Source organism: Microcoleus sp. K4-B3, from assembly GCF_036704615.1.
GTDB lineage: Bacteria > Cyanobacteriota > Cyanobacteriia > Cyanobacteriales > Microcoleaceae > Microcoleus.
Genome location: NZ_JAUBSF010000071.1, coordinates 1 through 16,597 on the forward strand (window position 1 = coordinate 1; position 16,597 = coordinate 16,597).

Sequence of the window (16,597 nt, forward strand, 5' to 3'; positions counted from 1 at the left end):
CCAAGCTTTTCACGACTCGACCATTGCCGTTCAAGATTCACAAAAATGCCTGAATAAGGAACACCTTGACAGGGCTAGCGGTAAAGGGCCCATCCCCGCTGGGGAATATGAAATCCCAAGCGAGCCTTATTGGTTGGACACGCGAGGCGTGGAAGGGGACTTTTTTCACATCACCCCCGATCCGGTAGTTTCTGACAAAGGCATTCGAGCCGAGTTAGGGCTTCACTTTGATGCAAATGTACCCGGCAGCGCGGGCTGTGTAGTGTTGAAAAATCGGGAGGGGTGGCGGCGGTTTTGCGATCGGATGGCGTCGATCGCCGACAGTGGCGTAAAGAGTTTGCCGCTCACTGTGAAGTATTAAAACTGCAAACGCTACATATAGTGTTGCAATGAAGCTGCATCAACACCATGTATAGCGTTCATCCCTGATAGGGTTTTAGGTGGTTAACCCCAGCGTGTAAGACTGCCCTTTTTTCAATCCCTGGTAGGGATGCGCTGGGCGGCTGGTAGCCTGCGCGTAGTATGCAGCGCTTATTCCCAGCCACCAAAATAATATCATTTATCGCTGGGGATTCGCCCTAGACGGTTTGTTGGGTTTTGACCTCCACGGCAAAACGGTGGGAATCGTTGGAACTGGCAAAATTGGTGCAATTACTGCCAAAATTCTGCACGGATTCGGGTGCCGCCTGCTGGGATACGATTTTTTCCAAAACGTAGATTGCCTCGCCCTAGGCATGGAATACGTCGCACTCCCGGAACTGTTCGCAGCCTCTGATATTGTCAGCCTCCACTGTCCGCTGATGCCGGAAACTTACCATATCGGTGCAGAGGCGATCGGGCAAATGAAACCGGGGATGATGCTGATCAATACCAGCCGCGGTCAGTTGATTGACACTAAAGCTGTGACCAAAGCACTGAAGTCTGGTAAAATTGGCTACCTCGGCTTAGATGTGTACGAACAAGAGACGGATCTGTTTTTTGAGGATTTGTCAAATCACGTCATTCAAGACGACGTATTTCAGCGCTTGCTGACTTTCCCCAACGTCCTGATTACCGGACATCAAGCTTTCTTCACCGAGGAAGCTTTGAAAAATATCGCCGAAACCACGATCGGCAATATCACCGACTTTGAACAAGGACGCCCTTGCCCCAATCAAATCGACCTCGCTCAAGTGAAAAAATGAGTCAAAAGACCGATTTGGCAACGAGGGAAATTGTTTAGAATCAAGTCTTATCGTTATTTTTGCTTGCAATTTGGGAAGCTCTGCCTTAGTCTCATCAATTAGTCCCGGCAGCGCGAATGCTGTGCTAATTGCCGGAGAATTATAGTGGCAGCCACTCAAAGCCTGCAATTTTACTTGACACCGGAGGAAGTATCAAATGACACAAGCTAACTTTTCTGACGACGCACAAACAGTCACTGAAGTCGTCACAGTAGACCTGGTGGCGGACCAACCGGGAGTCATGACTACAGTGACAACCGCAGAAACACCGACGAGCCAGTTCCAAGATATTAAAGACCAAGTTCTTACAATTTTGTCGGAACTTCCAGCCTATGTCTCCAATTTTTTTGCTGACTACCAAAAGCCCCTGATCACTGTTGGTTTAATTCTGGCAGGCGGTATTAGTATTAAGGTAATGCTGGGAGTTTTAGATGCTCTTAATGATGTCCCTTTGGTAGCTCCAATTTTTGAGTTGATTGGCATGGGATATACGGGTTGGTTTGTTTACCGCTATCTGCTCAAGGCTTCTAATCGCCAAGAGTTGTTAACGGAAATTGATTCTTTAAAAGAACAAGTTGTAGGCAAAGATTCTTAAACGAAGGAAGTTCGGCAACTGATTCGCTTTCTTCGGATGTAACGGATGTCAGGAAGAGGGAACAGGGAAGAATGAAGAAGAAAGAAGGAAGAGGGAAGAAGGAAGAAAGAGGGTTTTTCCCACTCTCCCCTCTCCCAATCTCGCACTCCTCCCTCTCCCACTCTCCCGCTCTCCCGTTCTCAATTTTGATGGCAAACTTGTTGCAAAGTGGCGGTAAAGTCGGGGTAGGAAATGGCAGCAGCTTCTGCCCGGTGAATGTTAGTAATACCTGTGGCATTGAGGGCTGCGATCGCCAAACTCATCGCTATTCTGTGGTCAGTGTAGCTGTCAACATCCGCGCCGGTCAAAGGAGTTCCCCCGCTAATTTCTAAACCGTCGGGTAACTCGGAAATTTTGGCCCCCATGCGGTTGAGTTCTGCAGCAGTCACGGCCAGCCGATCGCTCTCTTTGACTCGCAACTCCGCCGCATCTCGAATTATTGTAGTACCCGACGCAAAGACCGCCGCTACTGCCAAAATCGGGATTTCGTCAATCAGTCGGGGAATTAAGTCGCCCGCAATGGTGCATCCCCGCAATTGGCCGGAACTGCGAACCAAAATATCCGCTACAGGTTCCCCCGCGGCCTCTCGCTGATTTTGCAGTTCAATGTCCGCGCCCATCATCTCCAAAGCTTCCAAAATGCCTGTACGGGTTGGGTTGACGCCGACATTTTCGACTACGAGTTCCGAACCCGGGACGATCGCCCCAGCAACTAGCCAAAATGCCGCCGAACTAATATCCCCCGGTACAATCACATTCTGCCCTTGCAGTTGTGTCGGCCCAGTGACAGTCACGCTGCAAGTTTCTGGATCGACGCTCAATCGGGCTCCAAACGCCCGCAGCATCCGCTCGCTGTGATCCCGCGACAGAGCGGGTTCTGTGACTGTAGTTTCTCCGCTTGCCATCAAACCGGCGAGCAAAATGCAAGATTTAACTTGAGCCGAGGCGATCGGAGAATGGTAGTGAATCGGTTTTAACTGCTGTCCGAGTATCGCTAAAGGAGCTAAAGAATTGCTCTTTCTACCCCAAATTTGCGCTCCCATTTGTTGCAGCGGTTGAATGACGCGCGACATGGGGCGCGATCGCAAAGAACTGTCACCAGTTACTGCATAAAAACGCCCCGGATGAGAGGCTAAAATTCCCAACATCAGCCGCATCGTCGTGCCGGAATTACCCGCGTCCAAGACTTCCACAGGCTCCTTTAACTCGCCAATTCCGACGCCACGAACTGTCACCCGTTCCGCGTTGAGTTCAGAAACTTCGGCTCCCAGGAGCGAGAAACATTTAGCCGTGCTGCGGGGGTCTTCTCCTAGCAGCAGTCCCTCAATTGTAGTTTCACCTCGGGCGATCGCACCCAACATCAAAGCTCGGTGAGAAATCGACTTATCGCCGGGAACTCGAATCCTCCCGACCAGCGACAAGCCCGAGGCCGGTTTTTGAATGCTTAAAGTTTGACTTTTGTCAAGAAGCGCAGTAGTTATAATGTCAGCTTGCATTGAGATAAACTAGGATGGGATGGCGTTAGCTATCCTACCTTTTTCCCAGTCCTAAGTCAGTCGTCTTTTGGTATGCCTGCGAGTTTTTTCCCAATGTGTCCGGTTAACTCCAAGACAGATTAAACTCGCCGGGACAGTGCGCTGTCAGTTGTCAGCGACAAGAGAGAGCGGGCGCAACTGCACGGATTTTACCTTAATTTCACAAATAGTTCGCGATCGCACTTGCGACCTCACAAACCCCGTTTCTTCGTATATTTATCATTACTAAATGCCAAATATCGTAGAAACTGGGTTTCCAGCTCCCATACAGGGGCACTGACAAATACTATCCGTGTATCTGCGTAGATTTCATGTTCTGCTCTCAGTTATCGACCAGATGATTGAAATTTGACTAAACAATTTTAGATTTTCGATTCCGAGTTGTAGATTTTTCATTTTTTTAAGCAAAAGCTCCGGAATTTGGAACCCAGCCAATCTAAAATCTAAAGTCTCAAATCTCAAATCTCAAACTGCCCGATCCACAACAACCCCTACACTTTTGTTTATGCTGACGCATCACCGCAAGCCTGTAAGTTTATCGCTAGTATCCACAGATTTACCTTTGTGGTCAGTCGTTGAAACCGCTGGTACGCTTTATCAAAAAGACCGCGATCGCTTTCACTTGTTGTTGCACGAACCAGCCATAATCGATCGCCAATTTTCCGACGACTCCGACGCATCTGCCGAGCAAGTTACAATCTTACCCCCAACTACAAAACCCCGGTTGCTCTGGCTAGAAGTTTCACCTTATCGAGTCATTATGACCATGCAAGGAAACGGCAAATACAGTTACCGCCACTGCTGGGAACGAGGAATGTACGGCCTGAGCCGTTATTGGCTTCAGGGCGAATCGCTGGCGACTCCCGAACAGTTGAGACTCCGTAACTTCACTCGCAACTTGACGCTGACAGGAACGCCAGAACCGGAACACCTGCGGTTAGAATATGAGTTGTGGTCGGAGAAAGTGCAACTCGGTCGCTATATTTTGAATCTAGAAATTCATCACTAAAATTGGGACGGGGTAATAGGGGATGGGTAATTGGGGATGGGTAATTGGGGATGGGTAATTGGGAATTAGTAGATGCCCGGTGAAGGCGACGCCTTCCCAAACTCATGCACGGCGCAGCCTTGTTCGCGGCTCGCGTGGCAATCTCAAAACTCAAAACTATTAGTCTTTAGGAACTGCTCTTACAATAATTAATCAGTTTGCTAGTCAAAGCGTCTTGATTTGCGGCTGCTTGATTCGCCTGCTGTCCGGCTCTAATAATATCTGCTTGAGCTGTTTGGATTTGCTCTCGACCTTCTATACTTGTAGAAGCCAGATTTCCAGCCTGAAGACTTTTGCTGATGTCGCCGAGTGCTTGACTAATTTCCTGGAAGGATTTAACGGATGGCTCCTGAATTTCTTTGAGGGTTGGATTTGTTATTCGCAGATCCTCAAGTTCTTTTGCGATCAGGTTCAAATTTTTAGCTAAGTTGTCTGTCGTTGCAGGATCGTTGCTGTCTTTATCAACATCAATGAGAGCGTTGCCTTTGTTGACAATTTCAGTAAATTTAGTACACTGGACAGCTCGGCTATCGCTGCAACTAATCGTCAGCGTACAGCAAGCAACAACTATCAGCAGGATGGCAATCTGTTTGCGAAAAAAGTACATGAACCCTCGGTTGCAAAAAAAAGTATATTCTGGGATTTTGTCGTAGAGTGCGTCACTCGATTTTCGATTTTCGATTTTCGATTTTCGATTTACTTGCGACATTGAATCAAAGGAGCTGGAACTTTGGTCTAAAATTAGGGATTGTCCACAAGGCGAGTGTACGCGGCACAGTATCCGTTTTTGGGTGTGTCAGCGGGCCGATCGATATATCGACTGTCGAAAAACTTTCGCGGCATTCAGACACGCTCTACTAAGCTAAACTACGTACCTGTTTAGGAACTATGGTCAAAAACAGCAATAACCTAAAGAAGGGAAGCATTTGGGGATATCTTACCCTGCTTTTGCCTATTTCCTTGACGGCGGTTGCCAGTTTCGAGTCTGGAAGGATGTTTTGGGCGATCGCCACCACAGCGGGCATTGCTTGGGCTTGCAGGCTCTACCAGCAACAGCAAAAACATAAACTCGCTCATTTAGACTCGGTTTTCTACAAGTTGATCAAGGAAAATCAAGGGCGAGTTACGGCTTTGGATTTGGCGATGAATGCGAAACTCCCCGGAGAAAAGGTTCAAGAGTATCTCGACGAACGGGCCTCTGAATTTGCTGCGGATTTTGAAGTGACGGAACAAGGCGGAATTTTGTATTATTTTCAAATAGCTCCACCTGTCAATCAAAGCGAAACAGCTAATGCGGGAATAGCTGTTCAAGAGCCTCCCACAAATCGGGAAAAAGCACAAGATAAAAAACCAAATTTATTCCCCATTGCTCAAACCAAGACTCCTGAAAAGCCCAAAATCTCTTTTACCCAGACGGAACTCTCCCGCAGGTTCAAAGTTCACGCAACTACGATCGGCAAGTGGAAAGTTAAGCCGGAGTTTGCTCAGTGGAGCCGCGAAAAAGACCCGGAGGCGATCGCCTGGGAATATTCTACAGAAAACAAGCGATTTTATCCCAAAGATTGAGTTCCTCCGGTATTTGCCAAAATAGATCGAGAAACCCGGTCTATACGACGCTCTGCGGTTGGTAGCGAAGAATTTGGGAAGAAACCGGGTTTCTGAGACTTGAGCGCGTCCTGGACTAATTTTACTGCAGTTGACCGAAAGCATCCAGGATACAAGCCCCCGGATTCATCCGTGGAGAAATAAAAAACCTGTATCCGATAAAGGAGCCCCCGAATTTATTCGTGGGGTGAATGCTTCAAATCTCAAATCTCAAATCTCAAATCTCAAATCTCAAATCGATTGACCGATCGACCTCTTTAGGTTATTTTAAGTAAAATCGTGTTTTGCTGAGTCTGCCAAATAAAAATCGGTAAATTCGATCGTCCTATCAATTAATTTTTTCTCCTATGTCCAAAACAACCTTGCGAGTAGTCGCCCGCCTCGCTGCCTTTCCTGACAAAGTAGCAGAACTTAAATCTCTGCTGCTGAGCATTATGGAACCCACTCGCAAAGAAAAAGGCTGCATCAAATACGAACTCCTGCAAAATCAAGCCGATCCCACAGATTTTACCTTCGTTGAAGAGTGGGAAAGTGCAGATTTGCTCGAACTACATCTCGGTTCAACTCACATTCAAGACGCCGTGCAGAAATTAGAAGGTTTGGCCGTTGGGCCTCCAGATATCCGCCGCTATGAATTGCTAGCTTAGTCGGGTTTTTATAGCAATTTGATTAATGTTTATAAAATAGCTTCGATTCCCCCAAAGTTTGCGGGGCACCACGCGCGGATTGCCCTGGCAAGGCGGGACAAGCGGTAAGGTGCGCCGCGGCGCACCCTACATATATAGGTTCTGCGTAAGTCCAATTCTACTCACATCTTGCACTATTCTGGCTGAACAGGCTTTCGGGCCTGTTCCACAAAGAGTAGATTTTCTCGCTTCACAGGCCCGAAAGCCTGTTCAAAAAAGGATTATTGACAATGGTGCCAGATCTTAGATTCTACTAACTTCGGAAAATTTTATGACATTAGCAACAATAAAACAGTTATTTATTTATCCAATTAAAGGGCTGACACCGCAAGAAATGTCGGAGTTTGCTTTAACAGCCGGACACGGAATTAAGGGCGATCGAGCTTTTGCCTTAATGTTTGCAGATAATCTGGAAGCTGCAAAGATGCCGGCAGACAATGTGCGTTGGATGAGCAAAAAAAATTTTGCTGTCCAAAACGATTGGCCTCTGTTAGCAGCTTTAGAATGTCATTATCAACCGGAAACGGCCGTTTTAACAGTCCAGCGTCAAGGAGTTGCAGTGTTATCCGCAGAAACAAACACAGCAGCGGGGCGCGATTGCATCGGCACTTTTTTCACCGAATATCTGGCCGCAATTGAACCCACAAAAGAAGCGAGACACCCGCAGCTTGCACCTTTGCAATTAGTCGGCGACAGCAGCGGCGAAACTCGTTATCCCGATCGAGAACCCGTACACATTTCTTTACTCAGTCAAGCCACATTAGACCAACTAACAGAAATTGCTCTTCAAAACATTGACGTGGGCCGATTTCGCCCGAACATTGTGCTAGAAGGTATGGCAGCTTGGTCAGAATTTGAGTTGATCGGAAAACAGTTTCAATTAGGCACGGCGCGCATAGAAGTTACAGCACGAATCGGTCGCTGTGTCAATATAGAAGTGAATCCAGAAACAGGCGATCGGGATATTTCCCTACTCAGTTTACTGCAACAGGAATTCGGTCACGCGCAAACCGGAGTTTTAGCCAAAATTATCAACAGCGGCACAGTTAAAATCGGCGATGTTTTGACTTCTTATTCATAAAAAGCAACCTTAAGATTGTGAATGCTGCCTAACTTCTTCTACTGATAAACTCAGTGCTTCTGCCACTTGCTCTGTATTCAATCCCATTGCCAACAACCGAGGGATGGCACCCCGCCGCGCTTGGCCTTCTGCACTCAAAGCCTGCTCTGCTAAGGAAGCTCGTTCTGTACCTGTCAGCAGCAAATTGCCCTCGCTATCCCACCACCGCAGCCACAGCATTGTCTGGTTTTGATAACTGCCTTGCCACAGTCCTAATTCTACGCCCATTGGCGCGATCGGATAATGACCGCGATCGTTCGGAAGTAACTGTTGGTAAAACCCGTTGTTCAGGCTGTAAACCTCCAGCCTGCCACTATTGATCTCATAGATGCCATAATACGGAATCCGCATGATCCGCTCATAGACCCAAAACTTCCCAGGTCTTGGCGCCGATTCGACTTCTGAGTACGATAACGGCGTTGTGTCTCGCTCTTGTGAACCGTCTCCCGATGCGAACTCCAAAGCAATCATCGGAGCCATGAATTCCCGCCACAGCACGTAAGAGCGACGAATCTGATTTCCTAGTCTTGGTGGCACGTTCGGCACGTAGAACCAATCAGGAGCTTCTGCTCCCTTTTCAAGCGGGTCAGTTTCTCGCCAGTAGATGCCACAGTCTTGCCCTATAGCATATTGCCCATCGGGATGAAGCCGTTGCAATACCGACCCAATAGAATCAGTCAAAATAATGCTCTGGGGATGCTCCTGAAAATTCTTCACGAAAGTGCCATCTTCCTCTGGCAGTTGAGTGTGGTCGGGGAAGGGAGAGGGAAGGACAATCTTTTCGGTTGCCTGGTTCATGCTACCTCTCAAGTATTGCAGCTTACCTGAATATCTTAACTCATCCTGCTTCCGGCACCCTCACCTTATTACCAATCAACTTCAGAAAACTCGCTCCAAAATGTTGAATTTCCAAAAAATTAGCATAAGAAGGAGTGGACTTGTAAACTCTAAAAGTCCGCATAATTCCTAAAGTCGCCGCACTTTCCAGCGGGCCGATAAAGCTAGTATCCCTGTCCAAAAAATGAGACTGCTTAGCCCAGTATGCCATCTGTTCCGCATTCAAAAAATAGCAGCCGGAGTGAGGATTCAAAGCCCGCTCAAAAGCGATTGCTTGTTCCATAATTTTTCCCATTAACTGCCGTTGTTCCTCCACATTTTGAAACTTAGCAGTAGCTGTTTCCGCTAAATCACCATCAACATATGCTTTAAAGACCGCCCCTTGAGGCGATATTTCATAGCGGTTCGGTTGCAGCAAATTTCCATTTCCCCCGTGATGTGTAAACCAATTTAATTTACTAAAAAACCACGGATCGTGCAGAACTAAATCATCTTCCAAATAACAGAAATAATCGTATTTGTCTAGACACGCTCGCAAAACTGCTTGACACTCAAACCCCAATAGCAGCGGTTCGCATTTTGTAGCGTGGTGCATAAAACATCTGGGCTGCACTGGCAGTTGAGGCAACAGATGATAGCCTTGAGTAGTGCAAACAACAATGTCAATTTCATGCTGTTGAGATTGATTGGCTGGAATAGTTGCACATTCGCGAATGTCAATCATCGACTGAGATTTGCCGTACAAAGCTTGCAGGGATGTCACGCAAGCGGTTAAAGCATTCAGTCGTGGTTGCGGATCATTTCGCTGGGAAGCGTGTTTCCCGTCGCCGCTGGGATTGTAAAAATGAGCAATAGTGAATAGAATTCGCATTGGTGTGGAGTAACAATTAAAAATTAAACAATTAAACAATTAAACAGAACGATCGCACAATAACCCCTATAAATCTTACCGCATTTAGTCACAAAATAACTCCGGCAGGCGATCGCGCAACTCAGCATTTAAACGCGGCAACTCGTCCCGCATTTGTAAGTACCAATCTCGTCGCTGCCGGTAGTGTCCGCACAGCAAGCGGTTGTCCCGCACCCATTCGTAAGCATTCGCGGCTATTTCCCGGCGCAGAGAAGTGTTAGAAATCAGCGAATTCAGCTTAATTTCAAACTCTTTTTCATATCTATAAATAAATCCAGTTTCCCCATCGACTATCGAATGTTCGTACACGGTGGGACTTGCCAGCACCGCTACTCCCCGCGCCGCACATTCAATAAATTTTAAGTCTGATTTCATTTCGTTAACCTGGTTGGAAACGAGAGGCAACAGAGCGATATCGCAACTGTACATGATTTCTTGATACCGTTCATAACTGCAAAATGGTTCAAATTCTTTTTGCTGTATTTTCAAGGGTTCAAAAAATCTGTTGTCGTGGATTACTTTAACTCGAATCCGGTGTTTGTGTGCGACTAAAACTCGATTGAGCGCTGCCATAATCGGCTGCCAATCTTTTTCGCGGTTGAGGGCACCAAAAAAAATTGTGACTGTATCTTCTGCCGGATAGATTCGCGGCGGAGGTAGATAAGCTAATTGATTGGGAAATACGGCAACATTAGGATTGTAAGACCGCAAAATTTTTGCTAGGGGTTCTGTAGAAGTTTGAACGCAGTGACAGCCGCGATAGCTGAGGTAATTATTGTCTGCGTATTCGCGGCGGCGGATGGGATTATCGTCAATTTCAGCTACTATTAAATACCCTTGTTGTAGCAGTTCTTTGAGTTGGGGAATATAGCCGGGATATTGCATGATTGTCCGCTGCCAGATGAAGACTTTTTCTTCTCCTCCAGACAGCGGCGGAATTAATTCTGCTGCTTTCACGCCGGATACGGTGCGGACACCGGGAATTGTGGCGCTAAATTTGTCGGGTTCCAAAACTCGCACGCGATCGCACCCTGTAGGAGCCATAATGATAGTCTGAATCAGCAGTCTGCGCGCAGGTACGGTCGATTTGGTCGATCGCACGATATAATATTCAGCACCTGTTTCCGTAGCAAAACTGCTTGATGTGAGCTCTAAAGCCTTTACCATTGGATGCAGCAATTCCTGAAAGCGGACAAAATTTTCGGTTTTGTGTCCCTTTCCTTGAAATTCGTAAACCTGCAATCCGGCTTGAGCAAATAGTGATTTAATACTTTCTAGGGTAAACCAGTGCTGCATCTTGCTGTCGGCATTTTCCCAATGTCCCCGCAGCAGATTGACAATTCGCCGCCAGTATTGAACATTGGGGATTCGGGCGAGAATTTGCCCCTCTGGATTCAGCAAACCACTGTACTGCTTGAGGACTTCCCAGGGATTTTTGAGATAGGGAAGCAAGTCGCCGAAAATCAAGCAATCGACGCTTCCTGGGGCGATGTCGAGACTTTCGATGGCAATTTCTTCAATATCGGCTACAGTCACCCAGTTTAGCCGATCGACCGCAATTTTAGCTTTTTGTCGATCGCATTCAATGCCAATATACTGACAATGGGGATTGATCGGCTTGTACTGTTCGCCCGTCGAACCCGTACCGCAGCCAATTTCGACAATGACTTTAGCATCCGGCGGTAGCAGCTTCAAGAGGTCGTGGTTGGCGCGATCGATCACTTTCTCTAAAATTCCTGATTAGTTTATCGTAAAATAAAACCGAGCAACCCATGCCAACAGACGACCAGCCGAAGGTTAGCATTGAGATGCCAGTATACAATAGCGATCGGCACATTTGTCAAGCACCAAATTTTCTGTTGCCAACTCTTTCTCTTCCCTCTCTTCTCTTCCTCTGCGTTCTCTGCGCCCTCTGCGGTTCACTTAATCTTGTTCACCCATCCTGCAAGGATTGCTATATCTTAGCAAATATTGAGCAAAATTATAATTTATTCTCAACCCCTACCCTCCTTTAACGCAATTGATGAGAGCAATTAATTAGGCTTATTTCCCACAAATTAACCCAACAATTTTCTAAATACATTATAAACTATGAACCACAATCTAGGAATTAACATCGCCGGCTACATCAGCGGCGAATTTGGCATAGGAGAAGGTGTCCGAGCCAACATCAGAGCCACAGAAGCCGCCAACATTCCTTTCAATATCAACAATTTTACCCGCAGTCCCCACCGCAAACAAGACACCACATATCAAAACTTTAGCCAAGACAATCCCCATCCCGTAAACTTAATTCAAGTCAACGCAGATGAAGTTGCAATCTTTATCAAACATACAGGTTCCAGCTATTTTGAAAACAAATACAATATCGGCTTTTGGGCCTGGGAACTTCCCGCATTTCCCCCGGAATGGCAGCCAGCATTTAATCACTTTCACGAAATCTGGACTTACAGCAACTATTGCGCCGAGGCAATTTCCGCAATCTCGCCAATTCCCGTTATCAAAATCATGCCCAGTATTGCTCTCCCCGCACCTTCCCTTAGCAGAGAAGCACTGAATTTGCCTAAAGATAAATTTATTTTCTTGTTTGTATTCGACTTTTCCAGCCGCATCGAGCGCAAAAATCCTTTAGCAGTAATTCAAGCATTTAAACAAGCTTTCGGCGAAGATGACGGCGTATTATTGACGATCAAATCTTCTAATTCAAACAAATTTCCAGAGGAGCGAGCATCCTTAAACTCAGCCATAGCAAATAATTCAAATATCAAACATCTAGACGGGTATTTGTCCAAAGATGAAATTAACGGTTTGCTCTACAATTGCGACTGTTACGTATCGCTGCACCGCTGCGAAGGATTCGGCTTAACAATGGCTGAAGCCATGTTTTACGGTAAACCAGTAATTGCCACAGGTTATTCATCAAATACAGAATTTATGAATGTCGGCAACAGCTTTTTAGTAAAATACAAGTTAGTGCCAATTGCAGCAGATTGCGGGCCTTACAAAAAAGGTAATATGTGGGCAGAACCCGATACAGAACACGCTGCTGATTTAATGCGTCATGTCTTCAACAATTACCGGGAAGCTCAGCAAGTTGGAAGAATAGCTGCTGATGAAATTAAGATTTTACTGAATCCGCCAACTGTCGGGAGAAAAATTCAAAACCGTCTCGAATATATTGCCGAAATTACAGATAATTTCAAAAGCTTGGAGCGCGGAATACGGAAAAAGTCATCTCAGGTAGCGACAGTAAAAAATGCACCACCTTTAGTTAGTATTTGTATTCCGACATACAACGGAGCGGCATTTATTGGCGAAGCGATTCAAAGTGCGATCGCCCAAACTTACCCTAACATAGAACTGATTGTATCCGACGACGGCTCCACAGACTGCACAATTGCGATCGCCCAATCATTCCAATTACAAACCTCAGTCGATTTCCGGATCGTACTGCACCGCAATTACGGCTTATCACAAAACTGGAACTTTTGCATATCCCAAGCAAAAGGTCAATACATTAAATTTCTCTTTCAAGACGACTTGCTCGCACCAGAATGTATTGAAAAAATGGTCGCAGTCGCCCAGCAAAGCCCAAAAATAGGTATGGTTTTCTCCCCGCGCGGCATCACCATAGCTGAAGATGAATCTAACCCAATTTTGCGGAGAGCTTCCCAATCAATTAAAGATTTGCATAAAAGTTGGTCGAATTTAAAATCAATTCAGCCCGGAAAAGAATTACTGGCAGATACTAACTGCTTGAGCAACCCCATTAACAAAATTGGCGAACCTAGTACCGTCTTAATTGCCGCCCGAGTCTTTACCGAAATAGGATTATTTGATTCGGGATTATCTCAGTATGTAGACTTAGATATGTGGTGGCGAATCATGGGAAATTATCACATCGGATTTTTAGACGAAAAACTGTCGTCCCTGCGGATTCATCCCGAACAACAAACTTGGAAAAACTTCGCTGCTGGGGAAAATCATAAGGATGTAGTCAGATTTTACAATAAACTACTAAATAGTCCTGATTACAGTTTCCTAAATCAACAAATCAAACAGACAATCCGCCATAAATTGGCATTAAGAACCCAGCCTCGTATATCTGACTTGTCAGCACTGGTTGAACAGTACAAAAAATCGCCATCAAACCAGTCTCTTCTCGCGCAGTTGCGCCAATACCGCCAACAAATAGCTAGAAATTGGCTGAAGTTGCCAGCGGAAAAATTAGAAACTGCTTACTCGCAAGAAGCGGGGAAAAGCCATAAATTGCTACTAGATAGCGGACTAAAAAATGAAACTTTAACTGAGTCAGAACAAAGTTTTGTCCAGCAGTTATCCTCGAAACTTGCTGAAGGAGAGGAAATTGCCGATAAGATTCAATATCCCCTCGCAGCGATGCTGTACTGCGACGCTTATCAGTTGCCGCTAGAGTATAAAAATGCAGCGATTCCCCAGTGGTTTTTTGACGACTTTATGACATTCTTATTTCAGTCTCCCAGTTATTTTCAAGAAAAGTGGGAAGTTGAAAGGTACTCTGAATATTTCCAGCAGCTAATCAAGTACGTCGCTGCTAATATCGCCAGTTTTCCCGATTCGGAAGTTTGGCGTTATTTAGCGGCATTTATGACGCAAAATGTTAGCTTCAAAGCTTTGTACTTGAGCGAGGAAAATTTGTTAAATATATTAATCCAGCGATCTGAGATATTGGAATATCATTTAAAAAATATCGGCTGTCAAATAGACTGGAATCCTGCTAATATAAAATCTGAAACAACTAAAATTAGAGTAGGTTTTTTACTAGATAAAATTAATGATAAATCCGAGACTCGTGCTGCAATTGCGAGTTTTGAATATTTAGACAGAAGCAAATTTGAAATTATCGTGTACCATTCCCAGGTACAAGACGAGCAACTGGGGAAATATTGTGCAAATTGCGCCGACAAACTGCTGCAACTGTCAGAAGATTTGCCAAATCAAGTTCAAGAAATTCGATCGCACGATTTAGATATTCTGCTAATCTGCACCAATACTACCGACACTGCCCAACCAAGCGCCCTGCTGTGCCTGCACCGGCTAGCGCGAGTGCAAATAGCTACCGGTGCATCAACCCCCGCCACTACCGGCGCCCGAAATATCGATTATTTTATTGCCGGAGATTTGACATTGGCCGCAGGTGCTGCTGCAGAGTATCGCGAAAAATTAATTACTTTAAAAGGCTCGGGAGTTTGTTTAAGCTATACTGTAGCATCAGCACCTGCAACCGTTGAACCGACTCGCAGGAGTTGGGGAGCCACCGACGAATCTGTAGTGTTCATGTCCGGCGCTCGAGCTTTTACAATTATCCCAGAATTGAGAAAAACTTGGGCAAAAATTATTGCTGCCGTACCCAATTCTCTTTTAGTTTTGTATCCCTTTAGTTCCCGCAATGAAAACTATCCGACGGTACTTTTTTACAAACAAATTCGATCGCTCTTTGCCGATTTTGGGGTTGACAAAAAGCGCTTAGTTGTGATTAAAGCGCTGCCATCTCGCGCCGATTACTTAAAATGTCTGGAATTGGCTGATATATATTTAGACTCCTATCCATACAGCAGTGCCTGCTCCTTAGCAGAACCGCTGTTGGCAGGGTTGCCTGTAGTGGTAAGAAAAGGGCAAACAACTCGATCGCGACAATCAGCCGCAGTGCTCGAAGAACTGCTACTTCCGGAGCTGGTAGCAAACAGCGAGAAGTCTTATTTAGAGCTGAGTACAGCACTGGGAACCAACCCAGAACTGCGCCGGCACTACCGCGATCGAATCCAGCAAAAAATGGCGGCAAACCCGAAATATCTCGACAGTCGCGCTTGCTCGACCCAACTCGGAACACTGTTTGAAAGACTATTGCGAGAGTGAAGGAAGAAGGAAGTTCGGCGACGAAGCAGTATAGGGGATTTAACCGATGGATGTTGAGGGAAGAAGGAAGATGGCAGAAGAAAGATTTTTCCACTCTCGCCTTATCCCACTCTCGCCTTATCCCACTACCATTCTGAGACACGCGGGGAACCCCTCGCTAGGCAGAGCGTCAAGAAATAGACAGCAATAGCGCTAGCCCGCTGACGGTCTGCTATCATCGGGGAATCGAGGGGTTAGTGGTTGTCGCTCTTTTCCTGCCACAGCTAAATTAAAAGGGGAAGCGCAAGTCAGTTGGAGATAAAAAAATGACAGGACTTTTTCAAATAGGCGATAAATTACTGCAAGCTCAGGATATGCCATCGCTCCTGAAGCGGTACCAGTTAATGCCGCAATTCTTGCGGGGTGTAATAGTAGACCAAGCGATCGCATCCTTTAGTTGCAGCGACGAAGAACGCCAATCCGCCGTCGAGAACTTTCTGGCACAACACCAACTGACCGCCCCCGAAGCCAAAGAAGCTTGGCTGCGCAGCCAAAACATGACGGAAGAAGAACTTCAAGAGATGGCCGTTAGGCCCTTGCTGATCGAAAAATTTAAGCAAGCCACTTGGAGACCTAAAGTAGATAATTATTTTTTAACCCGCAAAGCCAGCCTAGACCACGTAGTCTATTCCCTGGTGCGCACCAAAAATCCAGCACTGGCAAACGAACTTTACTTTCGCATCCTCGAAGGGGAACAAACCTTTGCCGAAGTGGCTCGCGACTTTTCCGAAGGGCCGGAGTCCAAGTCCGGCGGCTTGTTGGGTCCAGTACCCCTCTCGCAGCCGCACCCGGCAATCAGCAAACTTTTGTCCGTCAGCCAGCCAAATCAACTCTGGACGCCGCGTCCTCTGGCAGAATGGATGGTAATTATTCGACTAGAAAAGTTCATGCCGGCCCAGCTCGATGAATCGATGCGGCTGCACTTGATTAACGAACTCTTTGAAAGCTGGCTCGCCGAACAGATATCGCAAATAGGCCCGCTACAGCCCCTCTCTTCCGTGTCTTCAATATCATGACCGAAAGCAATTTTGCTCTGGGGCCCCCGGATTTACCCGTGGAGACTTT

General features: G+C 46.3%; 13 protein-coding genes and 1 pseudogene. 9 read left to right on the forward strand and 5 right to left on the reverse strand.

The window, feature by feature from the left end:
• The 3 genes and pseudogenes from QUA78_RS23840 to QUA78_RS23850 all read left to right on the forward strand — a co-directional run.
• Nucleotides 1-361, forward strand: a pseudogene (locus QUA78_RS23840) (hypothetical protein); the annotation flags it as partial.
• A gap of 226 nt (nucleotides 362-587) precedes the next feature.
• A complete protein-coding gene (locus QUA78_RS23845; protein ID WP_445302459.1) occupies nucleotides 588-1,184 on the forward strand; it encodes an NAD(P)-dependent oxidoreductase in 597 nt (198 codons plus the stop codon).
• Between the two features lie 196 nt (nucleotides 1,185-1,380).
• Entirely contained in the window at nucleotides 1,381-1,818 is a 438-nt protein-coding gene (locus tag QUA78_RS23850; protein ID WP_333302116.1) for a CAAD domain-containing protein, read from the forward strand.
• Between the two features lie 179 nt (nucleotides 1,819-1,997).
• Here QUA78_RS23850 and aroA read toward each other — a convergent pair whose 3' ends face one another.
• Nucleotides 1,998-3,353, reverse strand: coding sequence for a 3-phosphoshikimate 1-carboxyvinyltransferase (aroA, locus tag QUA78_RS23855; protein ID WP_333302117.1), 1,356 nt, complete (start codon nucleotides 3,351-3,353; stop codon nucleotides 1,998-2,000).
• A gap of 544 nt (nucleotides 3,354-3,897) precedes the next feature.
• On the opposite strand from aroA, the gene QUA78_RS23860 reads away from it, so the two are divergent.
• Complete coding sequence (locus QUA78_RS23860) at nucleotides 3,898-4,401, forward strand: hypothetical protein (RefSeq protein ID WP_172186420.1); 504 nt, start codon at nucleotides 3,898-3,900, stop codon at nucleotides 4,399-4,401.
• Between the two features lie 166 nt (nucleotides 4,402-4,567).
• On the opposite strand, the gene QUA78_RS23865 is transcribed toward QUA78_RS23860, so the two are convergent.
• Complete coding sequence (locus QUA78_RS23865) at nucleotides 4,568-5,047, reverse strand: hypothetical protein (protein WP_333302118.1); 480 nt, start codon at nucleotides 5,045-5,047, stop codon at nucleotides 4,568-4,570.
• Between the two features lie 281 nt (nucleotides 5,048-5,328).
• On the opposite strand from QUA78_RS23865, the gene QUA78_RS23870 reads away from it, so the two are divergent.
• The 3 genes from QUA78_RS23870 to QUA78_RS23880 all read left to right on the forward strand — a co-directional run bounded on the left by QUA78_RS23870 (nucleotide 5,329) and on the right by QUA78_RS23880 (nucleotide 7,812).
• Nucleotides 5,329-6,006, forward strand: coding sequence for a hypothetical protein (locus tag QUA78_RS23870; RefSeq protein ID WP_333302119.1), 678 nt, complete (start codon nucleotides 5,329-5,331; stop codon nucleotides 6,004-6,006).
• Between the two features lie 386 nt (nucleotides 6,007-6,392).
• Nucleotides 6,393-6,692 carry a putative quinol monooxygenase gene (locus tag QUA78_RS23875; protein WP_333302120.1) on the forward strand — a complete coding sequence of 100 codons (300 nt, stop codon included), beginning with the start codon at nucleotides 6,393-6,395 and terminating at the stop codon, nucleotides 6,690-6,692.
• Nucleotides 6,693-7,002: 310 nt separating this feature from the next.
• On the forward strand, nucleotides 7,003-7,812 hold the full coding sequence (locus tag QUA78_RS23880) for an MOSC domain-containing protein (protein ID WP_333302121.1): 810 nt from the start codon (nucleotides 7,003-7,005) through the stop codon (nucleotides 7,810-7,812).
• Between the two features lie 9 nt (nucleotides 7,813-7,821).
• On the opposite strand, the gene QUA78_RS23885 is transcribed toward QUA78_RS23880, so the two are convergent.
• The 3 genes from QUA78_RS23885 to QUA78_RS23895 form a co-directional block, all read right to left on the reverse strand.
• Nucleotides 7,822-8,649, reverse strand: a complete 828-nt coding sequence (locus QUA78_RS23885; protein ID WP_333302122.1) for a Uma2 family endonuclease — start codon at nucleotides 8,647-8,649, stop codon at nucleotides 7,822-7,824.
• Nucleotides 8,650-8,689: 40 nt separating this feature from the next.
• Nucleotides 8,690-9,559 (reverse strand): calcium-binding protein, encoded by an 870-nt coding sequence (locus tag QUA78_RS23890; protein WP_333302123.1) that lies wholly within the window; start codon nucleotides 9,557-9,559, stop codon nucleotides 8,690-8,692.
• A gap of 84 nt (nucleotides 9,560-9,643) precedes the next feature.
• Complete coding sequence (locus tag QUA78_RS23895; RefSeq protein WP_333302124.1) at nucleotides 9,644-11,320, reverse strand: methyltransferase domain-containing protein; 1,677 nt, start codon at nucleotides 11,318-11,320, stop codon at nucleotides 9,644-9,646.
• Between the two features lie 369 nt (nucleotides 11,321-11,689).
• On the opposite strand from QUA78_RS23895, the gene QUA78_RS23900 reads away from it, so the two are divergent.
• On the forward strand, nucleotides 11,690-15,493 hold the full coding sequence (locus QUA78_RS23900; RefSeq protein ID WP_333302125.1) for a glycosyltransferase: 3,804 nt from the start codon (nucleotides 11,690-11,692) through the stop codon (nucleotides 15,491-15,493).
• A 305-nt stretch (nucleotides 15,494-15,798) separates the two neighbouring features.
• Entirely contained in the window at nucleotides 15,799-16,548 is a 750-nt protein-coding gene (locus tag QUA78_RS23905; protein ID WP_333186091.1) for a peptidylprolyl isomerase, read from the forward strand.
• Nucleotides 16,549-16,597 lie beyond the last annotated feature (49 nt).